General features: G+C 70.5%; 16 protein-coding genes. 6 read left to right on the top strand and 10 right to left on the bottom strand.

The genetic code is table 11. From position 1 onward, the window contains the following. Position 1: 1 nt before the first annotated feature. Positions 2-1,093 (bottom strand): alpha/beta hydrolase-fold protein, encoded by a 1,092-nt coding sequence (locus ABT063_RS25825; protein WP_351060759.1) that lies wholly within the window; start codon positions 1,091-1,093, stop codon positions 2-4. An 88-nt stretch (positions 1,094-1,181) separates the two neighbouring features. On the opposite strand from ABT063_RS25825, the gene ABT063_RS25820 reads away from it, so the two are divergent. From ABT063_RS25820 to ABT063_RS25810, 3 genes are read left to right on the top strand one after another with little or no spacing between them, the layout of a single operon-like run. Further along, positions 1,182-1,394: an MbtH family protein gene (locus ABT063_RS25820; RefSeq protein WP_351060756.1), complete on the top strand. Its 213-nt coding sequence runs from the start codon at positions 1,182-1,184 to the stop codon at positions 1,392-1,394. Positions 1,395-1,400: 6 nt separating this feature from the next. Then, positions 1,401-2,978, top strand: a complete 1,578-nt coding sequence (locus ABT063_RS25815) for an amidohydrolase (RefSeq protein ID WP_351060753.1) — start codon at positions 1,401-1,403, stop codon at positions 2,976-2,978. Between the two features lie 17 nt (positions 2,979-2,995). Then, entirely contained in the window at positions 2,996-3,220 is a 225-nt protein-coding gene (locus tag ABT063_RS25810; protein ID WP_351060751.1) for a hypothetical protein, read from the top strand. A 31-nt stretch (positions 3,221-3,251) separates the two neighbouring features. On the opposite strand, the gene ABT063_RS25805 is transcribed toward ABT063_RS25810, so the two are convergent. Genes ABT063_RS25805 through ABT063_RS25775 form a run of 7 tightly spaced genes read right to left on the bottom strand, consistent with a single transcriptional unit; the run spans position 3,252 to position 10,620 of the window. Next, on the bottom strand, positions 3,252-4,670 hold the full coding sequence (locus ABT063_RS25805) for an NADH-quinone oxidoreductase subunit N (RefSeq protein WP_351060748.1): 1,419 nt from the start codon (positions 4,668-4,670) through the stop codon (positions 3,252-3,254). After that, on the bottom strand, positions 4,667-6,172 hold the full coding sequence (locus tag ABT063_RS25800; RefSeq protein ID WP_351060745.1) for a complex I subunit 4 family protein: 1,506 nt from the start codon (positions 6,170-6,172) through the stop codon (positions 4,667-4,669). Before ABT063_RS25800 ends, ABT063_RS25805 begins: the two co-directional genes overlap by 4 nt. Positions 6,173-6,176: 4 nt before the next feature. Further along, positions 6,177-8,027: an NADH-quinone oxidoreductase subunit 5 family protein gene (locus ABT063_RS25795; RefSeq protein ID WP_351060742.1), complete on the bottom strand. Its 1,851-nt coding sequence runs from the start codon at positions 8,025-8,027 to the stop codon at positions 6,177-6,179. Next, complete coding sequence (gene nuoK / locus ABT063_RS25790; protein ID WP_351060739.1) at positions 8,024-8,329, bottom strand: NADH-quinone oxidoreductase subunit NuoK; 306 nt, start codon at positions 8,327-8,329, stop codon at positions 8,024-8,026. Before nuoK ends, ABT063_RS25795 begins: the two co-directional genes overlap by 4 nt. Further along, positions 8,326-8,886, bottom strand: a complete 561-nt coding sequence (locus tag ABT063_RS25785; protein WP_351060736.1) for an NADH-quinone oxidoreductase subunit J — start codon at positions 8,884-8,886, stop codon at positions 8,326-8,328. The genes nuoK and ABT063_RS25785 overlap by 4 nt, the downstream gene beginning before the upstream one ends. Before the next feature lie 23 nt (positions 8,887-8,909). Then, positions 8,910-9,854 (bottom strand): NADH-quinone oxidoreductase subunit H, encoded by a 945-nt coding sequence (locus tag ABT063_RS25780; RefSeq protein WP_351060734.1) that lies wholly within the window; start codon positions 9,852-9,854, stop codon positions 8,910-8,912. Beyond that, complete coding sequence (locus ABT063_RS25775) at positions 9,847-10,620, bottom strand: hypothetical protein (protein WP_351060731.1); 774 nt, start codon at positions 10,618-10,620, stop codon at positions 9,847-9,849. Before ABT063_RS25775 ends, ABT063_RS25780 begins: the two co-directional genes overlap by 8 nt. A 30-nt stretch (positions 10,621-10,650) precedes the next feature. Between ABT063_RS25775 and ABT063_RS25770 the strand changes: the two genes are divergently transcribed. After that, complete coding sequence (locus ABT063_RS25770; RefSeq protein WP_351060728.1) at positions 10,651-10,794, top strand: hypothetical protein; 144 nt, start codon at positions 10,651-10,653, stop codon at positions 10,792-10,794. A gap of 329 nt (positions 10,795-11,123) precedes the next feature. Here the strand turns inward: ABT063_RS25770 and ABT063_RS25765 are convergent, their stop codons facing one another. After that, a complete protein-coding gene (locus ABT063_RS25765; RefSeq protein ID WP_351060725.1) occupies positions 11,124-11,480 on the bottom strand; it encodes an NADH-quinone oxidoreductase subunit A in 357 nt (118 codons plus the stop codon). Between the two features lie 99 nt (positions 11,481-11,579). Continuing rightward, on the bottom strand, positions 11,580-11,867 hold the full coding sequence (locus tag ABT063_RS25760; RefSeq protein WP_351060723.1) for a heavy-metal-associated domain-containing protein: 288 nt from the start codon (positions 11,865-11,867) through the stop codon (positions 11,580-11,582). Positions 11,868-12,513: 646 nt separating this feature from the next. Between ABT063_RS25760 and ABT063_RS25755 the strand changes: the two genes are divergently transcribed. Then, a complete protein-coding gene (locus tag ABT063_RS25755; protein WP_351060721.1) occupies positions 12,514-12,915 on the top strand; it encodes a DUF6153 family protein in 402 nt (133 codons plus the stop codon). 74 nt (positions 12,916-12,989) lie between these two features. Continuing rightward, positions 12,990-14,546: a multicopper oxidase family protein gene (locus ABT063_RS25750; RefSeq protein ID WP_351060719.1), complete on the top strand. Its 1,557-nt coding sequence runs from the start codon at positions 12,990-12,992 to the stop codon at positions 14,544-14,546. Positions 14,547-14,587 lie beyond the last annotated feature (41 nt).

Here is a 14,587-nt window from a genome sequence, read left to right as displayed (position 1 = left end):
GCTAACCGAGTGCCCAGGCGACATCCCTGAGCAGGGCGTGCCGCCAGCCCGCTCGGTCGTGGTCCGCGGCCGACCGCGAGACCCGTACGGTCGCACCGGCCTGTTCGGTGAGGGTCTCGGCCAGTTCGCAGTGGGGCAGCATCCGCGTCTCGTGTTCCCCCACGTCGAACGCGACCCGTAGACCGGACAGGTCGGGGCGCTCTCGCAGGCGCGCGGCGATGGCGCCGCCGACCGGGCCGCCCAAGGGGTCCGCCAGGTCCATGGCGTCGGGTGTCCACCAGAACGACCCTGACTGGCAGGCGACTCGGGACACCAGGTCCGGGAACTCCAGTGCCGCGTACAGCGCGCTCAGCCCGCCGAGGCTCTGCCCGGCGACCACCAGCCGGTCCCGGTCGGCGGGTACGCCGGATTCCGCCACCAGCGGCAGCAGTTCGTCCCGGATCGCCTCCCACAGCTCGGGCCTGCACGCGAACTCGGCCGCCCTGTCCTTGGTCGGAAGGAAGACGAGTGTGACCGGGGGCATCTCGCCACCGGCGACGGCCGAGTCGAACGCGGTCGTGGCCGGGTGCAGGTACAGCCAGTCGTCCCCGTCGAGCAGCAGGACCACCGGTCCACCGCCGCCCGCCGGGTGGACTCGCACGGTGCGCCGCCCGCCGAGCCGCTCGCTCGCCCAGCGGATCCGGGTGCCGGGGAGGGGCAGGACGTCGTCGGCACCGACGACGGGCCAGTGCGGCTGGTCGGGCGCGTCCGGGGTCGCGGCGATGGACCGGTCACCGCCCGCACCGACCGGGTTGAACGGGTCGGCGTACTCCGCGTCGCCCGCGAGGAACTGGTACGTCACCCGCAGCCGCGCGGGCATGCGCACCTCGGCGTACCAGCAGTCCGTGTCGCCCCATCGGCGCAGGGGGACCGGCTCCGACCAGCTCTCGAAACCGATGCTCGCCGCTTCGGACCCGCGCCGCAGGAACAGGGTCACCCAACCGTCGCCGTCGGGTATCGACACGGGCGTCCTCGCAGCCGCCCAGAACTCTTCGGTGCCGGGTGCGCCGGGCAGTCCGAACGCGACGAAGGTGTCTTCCCCCGCCAACCTCATGAACGTCTCCTTGTGGAGCGGAAAGTGAGAAGGCTAAGCTCATTTTCAATTAGGCGAGCCTAACCTAATTCATCAGGAGGCACCGCGCATGAGCACCAACCCCTTCGACGACGCCGACGGCCGTTTCCTCGTCCTCGTGAACGACGAGGGCCAGCACTCGCTCTGGCCGTCCTTCGCGGACGTGCCCGGGGGGTGGACGGTCGTCTTCGAGGAGAACAGCCGGGAGGCCTGCCTGGAGTTCGTCGAGGCCAACTGGACCGACCTGCGCCCCCGTTCCCTCGCCGAGTCCATGGACGCCTGACGCCCGATGCTCAGCACGAGACTGACGAACGCCCGCTTCCTCACCATGGACCCCGACCACCCCGTCGCCCATGACCTGGGCATCTGGCGGGGCCGGATCGTCGGTCTGGACGAGGCCGTGACCTCCCTGCCCGCCCGCGAGGTGATCGACCTGCAGGGCGCCACGGTGCTGCCCGGCTTCATCGACGCCCATGTGCACCTGGCCTGGACGGGTTTCAAGGAGAACACCCCGAGCATCGCGGGCCGCACGCGGATCGACGACGTGCTCGCCGTCGTGGAGGAAGCCGTCACCCGGAAGGGCTCGCCCGGCGCCTGGGTGAGCATCGTCGGCTACGACCAGCGGGCCCTGGGCCGCCACCTGACCGCCGCCGAACTGGACAGGGTCAGCCACGGCCACAAGGTGTTCATGATGCACGACTCCGGGCACGGCTGCGTCGTCAACTCCGCCGTGCTCGACCTGCTCCCCGCCGACATCCCGCACGACAACGGCTTCCTCGCCGAGGGCGCCATGGGGGCCGCCCGCGCACTGCGGCTGCCGCACTCCCAGGAGGATCTGGCCGAGGCGATCGGACGGGCCGCCCGCACCTGTCTGGCCGAGGGCGTCACCGCCTGCGCCGAGGCAGGCATCGGCGGCACCCTCTTCGGCCACAGCCCGGTCGAACTGGGCGCCTACCAACTCGCCCGAGACAAGGGCCTGTTGCCGCTGCGCGTGCAGCTCATGGTGTCCGCGGACCGGCTGCGCCCGGTCGCCGCACACGAGACCGACGGCATTCCCCGGGCCCTCGGCCTCGGCCTGCGCACCGGGTTCGGCGACGACTGGCTCTCCGTGGGAGCGCTGAAGATCTACACCGACGGCGGCATGATGGCCCGGACCGCCGCGCTGAGCGGTCCGTACGAGGGGTTGGACCACGCCGGGCAGTTGCAGGACGACCCCGAAGTGCTCGCGGACACCATCGTGGACGGCCACCTCGCCGGATGGCAGCTCGCCGTCCACGCCATCGGTGACCGTGCGGCCGACATCGCGCTGGACGGCCTGGAGCGGGCCCAGCGCATCCGGCCGCGCCCCGAGGCACGGCACCGCATCGAGCACGCCGGGCTGATCCGCCCCGACCAACTGGCCCGATTCGCGCGGCTGGGTGTCAGCGCGGTCGTCCAGCCCAACTTCCTGCGCTACTTCGGCGACGACTACGCGTCGATCATGGGAGAGGAACGGGCCCCGTGGCTGTACCGGGGCAGGGGCTTCCTGGACCACGGCATCACGCTGGTGGGCAGCTCCGACCGCCCTGTCACGGACGGTGCACCGCTGCGGGCCATCCAGTTCATGGTCGAACGCGCCTCCCTGTCGGGCCGGTCGATCGGCCCGGACGAGGGCATCACCGTCGACGAGGCCCTGTCCGCGTACACCGTGGCCGGCGCGTTCGCCTGCCACTGGGAGGACAGTGCGGGCAGCCTCACCCCGGGCAAGCGCGCGGACCTGGCGGTACTGGGCGACGACCCGCGGCGCGTCGACCCCTCGCGGATCGGTGACATCGAGGTCGTGGCGACGTACGTCGACGGCCGTGAGACAGAGAAGGCCGCACCGTGAACAGGTCGGAGGACACCATGCTTGCAGAGGCTGTCGAGAGCTACGCCTACCTCTGGAGGGACGACGAGCACCAGCTCCGGTGGGTCATCTGGAACACCGCCGCCGGCGCCGAGGTCTTCGACCGGGAGACCAACTGCCCCTTGCCCATCGACGACGAAGAGATCCGGCGCGAGGTCCTGAGCCGGATGCGAGCGGCAGGTGTACCCGAGGGCGACGACTATCCGGGCCATCCGTGTGCGTAGCACAGGCTCCCGCCCTCCGATCACGCCCGACTCAGCGTGTGATCGGCGCAGTGAGAACGTCCAGCACAGGTCCGCCGGCGATTCCGAGACCGAGGGAGACCGCCGTAGCGGCGTACGCGACGACACGCGCCGTACGGTCACTGTCGGCAGGCTGCGGGGAGCCGCCCCGGGAGACCGCCGGCACGATCCAGCGCAGGTAGTAGAAGAGGGATGCCACGGTGTTGACGGCCGCCAGAACGGCAAGCCACGCATAGCCGCCGTCGAAGGCGGCGCTGAAGGCTTCGAGTTTGCCGAGGAAGACCGAGGTCGGCGGCGTGCCGACGAGGCCCAGCAGGCAGATGACGAGGCTCGCGGCCAGTAGTGGGTGCTCCCTCGCGAGCCCTCGGTAGTCGTCGATGCTGTGGGCACGGGGGAGGGCGCAGACGACGGCGAAGGCGCCGAGGTTGGTGACGGTGTACGCCGCGAGGTAGTACAGCAGGGCCTGCTGCGCGAGGTCCGCTCGGCCGGCGACCGCGATGGGCATCAGCAGATATCCGACCTGACTGATCGTCGAGTAGGCGAGCAGCCGCTTGACGTCCTGCTGGAAGAAGGCGGCCAGATTCCCGAGCGTCATGGACGCGGCCGCGAGTACGGCCACGAGTGCGGCCCACGGCAGCGTGCTGTCCGCGAAGACGACGTCGCCGAGGCGGAAGAGCGCGGCGAGCGCCCCGATCTTCGGGATGGTGGTGAGGAGCGCCGCCACCGGCGGGCTGCTGCCCTGTACCGCGTCGGGCACCCAGAAGTGCGCGGGGACGCCGCCGGCCTTGAACAGCACGCCCGCCACAAGCCCTGTCGTCCCCGTGGCGATCAGTGCCTCGGGCGCGTCGCGGAACGCCTCCCCGAGCATGGGATACGAGGTGCCGCGCCCGGTCGCGTACAGGACGGTGACGCCGGTCAGCATCAGGACGCCCAACAGGGCGCCGATCACGTAGTACTTGAGGGCCGCCTCGGTTCCCGGTCCGTCCTTGCGGAAACCGGCGAGCGTGTAGGCGGGAATGCTCGCCAGCAGGTACCCGGCGGCGAGCAGGAGCAGGTCCTGGGTGCCGGCCATCATCAGCGCGCCGAGCGCCGCCAGCTGCACCAGGACGTAGAACTCGGTCTCCCGCGAATCCCCTTGCAGGGGACGGAAGGAGACTCCGAGGACGAGGAGCGTGCCGCCGAGGACCACGATCCGGGACGTACTCGTCACAGGGTCGACGGCGAAGGCCTCGCCGAACGCGGTCGTGGCGGGGTCCGCGGCGGCCACCGACGCGGCGACGATCCCGGCCACGCACGCCACCGCCGCCAGCAGACCCACGATCCACTGCCGGGCGCGGGGCAGCCAGGAGCCGAGCAGCAGCCCGAACACGGCCGAGGCGGCAAGGAGCACCTCGGGGAGGAGATCGAGCGGGTTCTCGTTCATCTCGGTCATCGGGCGAGCAACTCCAGGACGGACCAGGAGGCGGGTTCGATGACGTCGAGCAGGAAGCGCGGCGCCACCCCGAGGACGACGGCCAGGACGAGGAGCGGGACGACGGCGAGGCTCTCGTGCACGCGGATGTCGGGGAACGCACGGGGCGTGCCCGGGGCGTCGGGCAGGCGCAACGGCCCCGTGAACACCTGACGCAGCGCACGCAGGAACAGCCCGGCGGTGAGGAGGATGCCGAGCACCGACAGAGCCGTGGCCACGGGCCGTGGTCCAAGGCTTCCGGTGAAGATCTGGAACTCGGCGATGAAGCCCGAGAATCCGGGAAGCCCGAGCGAGGCGAAGGCCGCGACGCCGGTCATGGCGGCGAACGCGGGTGCTACGGCGGCGACTCCGGAGTAGGAGCCCATGTCGTACGTCCTCCCGCGCTCGTACAGCACTCCGGCGAGGAGGAACAGCGCTCCCGTGAGCAGCCCGTGGCTGACCATCTGCGTCACCGCCCCGGTGACGGCGAGGGAGCGGGCCTGTTCGGAGCTGTCCGCCGTCGCGGCGGCCGCGCCGACCGCGAGCACGATGTAGCCCATGTGGTTCACGGAGGTGTAGGCGACCATCCGCTTGAAGTCCGTCTGCGCGAGGGCGACCAGGGCGCCGTGGAGGACCGAGAGGACACCGACGACGACCAGGACGAGGGCGTACCGGCGCCAGACTTCGGGGAGCATCGGCATGGCGATGCGGACGAAACCGTACGTGCCCATCTTCAGCAGCACCCCGGCCAGGATCGCCGAACCGGCGGCGGGCGCCTCGACGTGGGCCGGCGGCAGCCACGTGTGGAACGGCACCGTCGGGGTCTTGACCGCCAGGCCCACCACCACGGCGAGCAGGACCAGGGCGCCGTAGACGGAGCGCCCGGCAAGCGGGTTCTGGGCGGTCAGTTCGACCATGTCGAAGGTGTGGGGCGACGCGGCCAGGTACAGGCCGATGAAGCCGAGCAGCAGGGCGAGCGACCCGATGAAGGTGTAGAGGAAGAACTTCAGCGCGGCGCGGGCCGCCTGCCGGTGACCCCAGCCGGCGATGACGAAGTACATCGCCACGATGGACAGGTCGAAGAAGACGAAGAAGAGGATCAGATCGAGCGCGGCGAACAGGCCGAGGCAGGTGGTCTGCAGGAAGAGGAACAGCGCGGCGAACTCGCGGATACGGCGGCTGTCGCGCAGCGAGTACACCGCGCAGGCGAGGAACAGCAGGCAGGTGAGGGCGAGCAGCGGCAGCGACAGCCCGTCCACGCCGACGTGGTAGCCGACGCCCGCGCCGGGGATCCAGCGGGCGCGCTCCTCGTACTGCATGCCGCCGGCTGAGTCGTAACCGGCCCACAGCACGATGACCAGGGCGAGCTCGACGGCCGACGCCACCACCCAGACGGTTCGGAACACTGCCGGCGCCGCACGACGGGGGAGGGCGAACAGCAGCAGGGCGACAGCCGTGGGTACGAAGACGAGGGCGGTCAGCAAGGGGTCACCTCACGAGGACGAGCACGACGGCGAGGACGGTGAAGGCGGCGACGGCCTGGGCGAGGTACTGGTGCAGCTGGCCGGTCTGCGGACGTCGGGCCGAGCGGCCGAGCGCGCGGGTCCCGGCGGCGAGCGCGGTCACCGAGCCGTCGACGGCACGCTCCACCACGCCGTCCGTCCAGCGGGCGAATCGCACAGCGCCCGTGGCCGAACTGTCGACGGCCCGGTCCAGGACCCGGTCGTCGAACGCTGCGGCGACGCGCGCGAGTCGCATCACGGGGGCGACAAGGAGGCGGTGGGCGGCGCGCTCAAGGTGCAGCCAGTCCAGGAGGGCGGACTTCGCACTTCCTGGGAGGGGCAGCGGGCGGGGTCCCCAGGACCAAGTGATCGCGACGGCCAGCAGAGCAAGAACTCCTGAAAGTACGAACTCCCAGGGGTGCGGGGCGGTTTGACCGGTCGCCGCGAGAACGCGCCCGACGCTGTCACGCAGCGGAGGGAAGACCAACGGTGTCAAAGCGACGCACCCGAGGGCGAGCAGGACGAGCGGCGGCAGCGCACCGACCGGGACGCGGCGGGCATCGGGCCGCGGCACGACCGGGCGCTGCCAGACGTACCACAGGGCCTTGGCACTGTAGACGGCCGACAGAAGGGCGGCAGCCAGCCCGACGGCGTACAGCCAGGGGCTGCGCTCCAGCGCTCCCGCGAGGAGGACGTCCTTGGCGGCCCACAGCGAGAGCGGCGGGAGTCCGGCCAGGGAGAGCGCGGCCACGGTGAAGGCCACACCGGCCGTCCGGCTGTGGCGGGCGGCACTGAACAGCTCGGGAAGCTGCTGCGTGCCCAGTGCGGTCAGCCAGGCGCCCGCGCCGAGGAAGAGCAGGCTCTTCGCCGCCGCGTGGGCGATGAGCTGGAGCGTGCCGCCGGAGACCGCACCGGCACCCGCGGCCAGCACCATGAAGCCGATCTGCGCACAACTCGACGCGGCGAGCAGCTGCTTGAGGTCGGTCTGTGCCGTGGCGACGAGCCCTAGGCAGAGCGCGGTGGCGGCGCCCGTCCACGCGACCAGGTCGTCGCCCCAGCCGGAGGCGCCCAGCAGGGGGCCGGTCCGCAGCAGCAGATACGCCCCGGCGACGACCATCGTCGCCGAGTGCAGCAGCGCCGAGACCGGGCTCGGGCCCTGCATGGCCTTCGACAGCCAGAAGCTGAAGGGAAGCTGCGCGGACTTGCCCAAGGCGGCGGCGATGATGCCGGCGGTGACGAAGGACAGCCACGGGTCGTCGGCGCGCGCCAGGCCCGCGAGCGAGAGTGTCGGGTCATGACCGGCCGCGAGGGCCGCGCCCGCAGCCAGATAGAGGCCGAGATCCGCCGTGCGGGTGGTGAGGAACGCCGTGTCGGCCGCGCTCGTACGCCGCGGATCCCGCCACCAGTAGCCGATCAGCGCCCACGAGGTGGCGCCCATGACCTCCCAGCCCATGAGCAGGACCGGAAGGGTCGCGGCGGTCACCGTGGCCAGCATGCTCCCCGCGAAGAGCAGCATCAGCCCGAAGAAGCGTGCCCGCGCCTCGCTCGCCCCGAACTCGGCGGCGCTGAAGAGGAGGACGGCCAGGGTGACCCCGGCGACCGTGATCGCCAGCACCCCCGACAGGCCGTCCACCGCGAACTCCATCGGCAGTCCGTCGAGGAACGGCGCCGACACGGACGGATGGCGAAAGGCAGCGGTGACGGCCAGTCCCAGGGCCGCGGCCGTCACCGTGAGAGCCACGCCCGGTGCCATACGATCGGCCCGCCGCCCCGCCACCAGGAGCAGTGCTCCGACGCCGAGCGGCAGGGCGACCAGCATCCACAGCAGGGTGCTCACTCCTTCAACTCCGCCGCCATGTCGGTCATGTCGACCTCCCGTGACCGGAACAGGGCGGTGACGACGGCGAATCCGATCGCCATCTCCAGGGCCATCGCCGTGACCGCCAGAACGATCAGAACCTGTCCGTCGGCCGCCGCCGGAGCGATGTAGTGCCAGATGGCCGCAGCGGCCAGGATGACCCCGCCCAGCATCAGTTCCAGGCCCATCATCAGCATCACGATCGACTGCTGGGTGAGCGCCCCGAACAGCCCGACGCAGAACAGCGCGGCGGCCAGTAGCAGAAACGGTTCCAGACTCACCGGCCGACACCGCCTCGTACGGGATCGTCCGCCCGTCGCGCCCGCAGATCGTCGCCGAGCCGGTCGTACCGTCCCCGTCGGGTGGCCAGCACCACCGTGGCGACGATCGTCGCGAACAGCGCCATCCCCAGCGTCATCATGGTGAGCATCTGCGTGCCCATGAGGGACATGCCGAGTTCCATGGTCGGATCGGCGGGTGCCTTCCCTCGCCGAGCGGGCCAGGGCGCTAGCAGGATCCCGGCGGCCAGGAGGAGGAAGACGAGGCCGCAGACGACGGCCGCCCCCTTCTTGTTGTGCGTCATCGTCATCGGCATGAGTCCGGCCGGGTTCATCATGTACATCACCATGAAGACCGCCATGATGGCCATCTCGATGGTCATCATCAGCACGATGACGATGCCCAGGTAGTCGAGGCCCAGCAGCACGACGAGGCCGCCCACGCACAGCAGTGAGGTCAGCAGGGAGAACGTCGCCCGGGCCATGGAGTCGAAGCGGAACACCATCGCGCCGCTGACGACCGCGAGGACGGCCGCCACCGAGAAGACCGCGACATCCATGTGCGTACGACACCTCGCTCTCGTTATCGATTCAGAATCACTACGGCCACGACCAGCGCCTGAACGATGGCCAGCGGGGTCAACACGACCCAGGTCAGCTCCAGATAGCGGTCCATGCGCAGGGTCGGAACCCTGCGGCGGAGCCAGACCAGGAAGGCCAGTACGGCCGCTGTCTTGAGCACGGTCCATGCCCAGCCGGGCAGCAGCGGCCCGTGCCCGCCGCCCAGGAAGAGAGGCACGCTGAAGGCGGCGGCCACGACCAGCAGCAGCCATCGGCCGCCGAGGAAGAGCACGCGGTCCGCGCCGGACAACTCGGCGGCCGCGCCACCGGCCACATCCCGCCCGGCGGGATGGTCGAACGGCCCCCAGAACGCCATCGCCATGGCGCTCAGCAGGTAGATCCCGAAGGCCGCCGGCATCCACACCGCGAACCACAATCCGGCCTGGGCGTCGACGACTTCGCCCACCCGCAGCGACTCCGCCCCGAGCGCGGCCGTGGTGATCGCGAGCATGTGCGGCAGTTCGTACGCCAGCCCCTGGGCCAGGAACCGGTACCCGCCGATCAGCGAGAGCGTCGAGTTCGGCCCCCAGCCCGCCAGCCACACCGCCGCCCACGCCAGCGCCTCCATGGCGTTGAACCAGACGATTCCCTCCGGCAGATCGGAGACCGACCGGAAGCCGAGCGGCAGTACGACGGCGGCGAGGACGGCCGCGACGGGAAGGAGAGCCGCTCCGATCCGGGCCAGCGGCACGTCGGACGTTCGAGTCCGTCGCGGCTGTTGCACGAGCTGTCGCAGCACCTCGCGGCCGGGCTCCGTCGCGCGGACGGCCATCTCGCGCAAGGACCCCGGCTGTCCGTTCCGCGCGCCGGCCGCGAGAACGGCGTCGATACCGGCCGTCACCAGGGTCACCGCCAGCAGGAGAGCCGGCAGGACGAAGACCGCCCACAGCGGGGCGCGTTCAGCCATGGGCCGCTCCCTGCACCTCAGCGGGCGCGAGTTGGTCGAGATCCGGGTCCAGGCTCGCGACGACGATGCGCGCGCAGGCGAACTCGGTGCCCTCCAACAGACCTGGCAGGGCGTTCAGCAGTGGCTGAGAGGGCGGCGCCGGGCCGTCGATCCGGCCGCGAGGCCCGACGGCTTCTGCCGCGTCCACCACGTCGGTGTCGTCACAGGCGGCCGCACTCCGCCCCACCGCGTCGAGCCACACGAGCAGCCGGCTGTGCGCGTCGCCGTCGGCGACGAGAGCAGGTCCGGTGATCCCCAGGTGGTGTGCGTGCTCGGCGGACAGCGGCCCCAGCCCCGTGGTCAGCCACCGCAGGGCCCGCGATCGCTCGGCCCGGCGGATCAAAGGGCGTGCGAGAGCGGAGAGTTCAGCGGCGTCCGTCCCGGCCAGCGCGCCGTCCCGTACGCGGCGGGCGCGGGCAGCCATGTCGGCCCACCCCACCACGGCGAAATACCTTCCCAGGCTGTCCAGGTGCGCCGCGCACAACCGCCGCGCCGCGTCGCCGTGGGTCACGCGCTCACCCGCGACGACCCGGAGCCACGGTTCGTCCCAGAAGGGCGGATGCGGGAGCGCGGGAATCGCGGTCTGGACATCGACCTGCTGGACGACGTCGCCCTGCAGGGCCAGACGCACGACCAGCCCCGCGGGCCAGTCCCCAAGGGCGGGACCCAACGGCACGTGCAGCCGGTCGAGCCTCAGCCCGTCCCTGTCGTCCGCGCGCTCGGCCATGGGTAATCCGTCCACGACACCGCCCATGTCGTGCCCGGCGTGATCGTGGTGCGCACCGCGCATGTCGTGGCCGTCGTGTGTTCCGTGTCCGCCCTCTCCGCCGTGTCCGCCGTGCCCACCGTGGTCTTCATGATCTGCCGAGTCGTCGTGGCCGCCAGGGACGCCGTGGTGTGAGTGACTCTCGCTCCGTTGGCGGTGAGCTCTCCCGTCCCGGACTGCGTCAAGCCCACGATCGAGGGCCGTGGCGACCTGTTCGACGCTCGTCACCAGCACCCGGGCCTTGGGGGCCGGCATGGCGCGCCACAGATTGACGGCCCAGTCCTGGTCCTCCGTGTCGCCGGTGCCCAGGACCACGAGGAGATCGGCCTCAGCGGGAGCACTCACCCAGGGCCATCCCCGACGAACGAGCTCCGCTTCGACGGCCAGCCGTTCCCGAGTGGCTCCGGGAGCCACCGCGAGAAGAACTCTCGGTCGGGACACGGCTGTTCGTACGAGTCGGCGTGTCAGCTCCACCGGAACGCACCCTCCCGCCAGGCGTAGCCGACTCCCGCCAGCAGGATGCCGAGGAAGAGGAACATCTCGACGACCGCGCTCGTGCCGACGGCCGAGACGACCTTCGTCCACGGGTACATGAACAGCATCTCCATGTCGAAGGCGAGAAAGACCATGGTGACCGGGTACCAGCGGACGTGGAACCGGGAGAGCGGGTGCTCCTGTGGTTCCAGCCCGCCGCTGAACGGTCCGGTGTGCAGCGGCTCGCGGACCGCTCTGACGGCGAGGGAGAGGCCGTGGAGAAGTACGGCGGCCCCGGTGACCAGCACCAGAAGGACCAGAATCGGTTGCCAGTCGGATGTCTGCACGGGGCCCCTTTCCGCCGATCGCCCTAGACGGTTACCACGCCGGGGATCGTGTCAGTCAGGTTCGGCGTCATGAAGCTGGGCGGCGGGTGGCGGTGCGGGTCAGGCGCGACCGGTCAGCTCGTAGCCGGCGTCGTCGACGACCTCGGCAATCGCCGAGTCGTTCGGCTCGGCGGCACTGACGACGGTGACCAGGCCGGTGTCGAGGTCCACGTCGACCTTGGTTACGCCGTCCAGCTCACCGATGGCCTTGCTGAGCGTGGCCTTACAGTGGCCGCAGGTCATACCGGAGACGGCGTACGTGGTGCTGACGCCCTCCGTGGCAGTCGCCTGACCTGTGGCGGTGCTGGTCGAGCAGGTGCCGTCGGTGGAGCAGCAAGACGAAGACATCGGGTTCCTCCTGTGAGGGAGATCGCTTTATTGGGCGATACGGGGTAGGGGTATGTCTGTTCGCGAGTCCTGTATACCGGGTAGGGGTATCTGATGCAAGCCCCGACTGAGTCGTATCGCCGACCGCTACGTACTAAGCAGATGGCGGCGCCTCCGACAGCGGCTTCTCACGGCACGTACGGCGTCTGGTGGGCGGCGGTGTTCGGACTGCTCTGTCTCGGCGGTGTCGCCCTGTCCGTTCGGCATGTGACCCGGCAAGGCCTGCGGCTCGCGCCGGCCGGCTCATCCGGACACGGCCATGGGCATGGGGCCATGGCCGGGATGGAGGGTATGAGCGCTCACGGTGGGGCCCATGCCGCTGCCGTATCGGGATCCGCGGAGGCCTGGCGTGCGACCTTCTGGGTCCCGGCCGCGTACTTCCTGGTTCATTTGGCTCTGGTGGTACGTGCGGGGAGGCGGGGCGGCGCGGGCAGTGCACCGGGGACCGTAGTGGAGGCGCGCACGGCACGAGGAATGGGCGGCTCGATGGCGACGATGCCGCTGATGATGACCGCGTGACCGAGTGTGGCCCCCGTAGCCAGGTCAGTACCCCCGGGGGGTAGTATGGCCGCTCGACGGCAAGCAAGGACAGCACAGGTGGGTGCGCATGACGAGTCGGTCAGGTGGCGGCGGCATAGCCGCCCGCCGCGCGTACGGGGTGATACTCACCTTGTGCGTCGCACTGGCCGTCCTCGTCCACCACGAGATATCCACGGCCGAAGCCCCGTCGATGCGAGGGCCCGCCCACGCCCACCACGTGACTGCGGCGCAGGCCCAGCCGGCCCTCTCTGAAACCTCCGTGCACGGCGCCGACGCAGGTGCCTGCGCCATGCCGAGCATGCAGCACTGCACCACGGCGAGCGTCGACTCCGTGCGGCTCGCCGCTCCCGGCCAGAGCGCGTTCGTCCCGCTCACGCACCTGCGGCAGTCCGCGGTCGGCTCCGCACCCGCGGCTGCGGTCGGCCGTGCCCCGCCCGATCTGTCCGTCCTCTCTCAACTGCGCATATAGGCCGCGCCGGACGGCGCGCGAAGTGCCGTCCGGCGCGGCCACATCGGCAGTTTCGCAACAGAGGACACAACACAGTGAACAGCATCAACCGCCGCTCCCTTCTGCTCGCCGGACTGGGTGTGACCGGCTCCGGCGTGCTCACCTCCTGCAGTAGCGTCTCCGGTTCCGCTGACGCCCCCCTCGTCAACCCTTCCGGCTCCGCGGTCGCCGCCACCGAGAAGAAGCGGACGAACACCGGACGGCAGCGGAGGCTCACGCTCACCGCGGCACCGGCGGTGATCGACCTGGGCGGTGGCGTCATGCCCAGGACCTGGGCCTTCGACGGACGCGCCCCTGGCAGGGAGGTCCGCCTTTCGGTCGGCGACACCCTGGTCGCCGAGTTGTCCAACCAGCTTCCGAACAAGACGACCACGTCGATCCACTGGCACGGCATCGCGCTGCGCAACGACATGGACGGAGTACCGCCCGCCACACAGACAGCCGTCCGTGCCGGCTCCACGTTCACCTACGAATTCGTCGCCGACGCCCCCGGCACGTACTTCTTCCACCCGCACGTCGGAGTCCAGCTCGACCGCGGCCTGTACGCCCCGCTGATCGTCGAGGACCCCAAGGAGAGCCTCGACTACGACGACGAATGGGTCGTCGTGCTGGACGACTGGGTCGACGGCGTCACCGGCACCCCCGACGAGGTCCTCGCCGAACTCAAGCACGGCATGGGCGACATGGGTGACATGGACGGGATGGACATGGGGAATTCCCCCACGCCTTCCACTTCCTCGGGCGGCATGTCGATGAAGTTCATGCTCATGGGCGCCGAGAGCGACCTGCTCGGCGGCGACGCCGGCGACGTGAAGTACCCCCACCATCTGATCAACGGCCGGGTGGCGACCGACCCGGACGTCTACACCGGTAAGCCCGGCAGGAAGGTGCGGTTGCGGATCATCAACGCGGGTGGAGACACCGCCTACCGGGTGGCCCTCGGCGATCACAAGCTGACCATCACGCACACCGACGGCTTCCCGGTCCGGCACCAAGAGGTGGACGCTCTGTTGATTGGCATGGGCGAGCGTTACGACGTCCTCGTCACACTCGACGACGGGGTCTTCCCCCTCGTCGCCCTGGCCGAGGGCAAGAACGCGAACGGACTCGCCCTGCTGCGCACAGGCTCGGGGAGCAAGCCGTCCGCGACTGTCCGCCCGAAGGAACTCGACGGCCTGATCATGAGCGCGTCTCAGCTGCGCGCCGCCGACGATGTACGGCTCCCCTCCGCCCGGACCGACGTCACGCACCGGATCAAGCTGACCGGCGGCATGGCCAAGTACAACTGGGCCATCAACGGCAAGCCGTTCGACATGAACCACCCCGAGGCGAACCCGCTCCTCGTCGAGGAGGGCCGGCGCGTCCGGCTCGACTTCGTCAACGACACCGAGATGTGGCACCCGATGCACCTGCACGGCCACACGTACCAACTCGGTGGTTCCGGCCCGCGCAAGGACACCGCCATCGTGCCGGCCAAGGAGACGCTGTCGGTCTTCTTCGACGCGGACAACCCGGGGCAGTGGATGCTGCACTGCCACAACGCGTATCACGGCGAGGCCGGGATGATGGCGAACGTGGCCTATCGGGCCTGATCCTTCGCTCGGGTCCTGTACGGGGCCCGCCAACTGTCAGC

The sequence above is a fragment of the Streptomyces sp. NPDC002838 genome (genome assembly GCF_040295365.1).
Lineage (GTDB): Bacteria > Actinomycetota > Actinomycetes > Streptomycetales > Streptomycetaceae > Streptomyces.
This window is presented reverse-complemented; position numbering and strand designations above follow the sequence as displayed.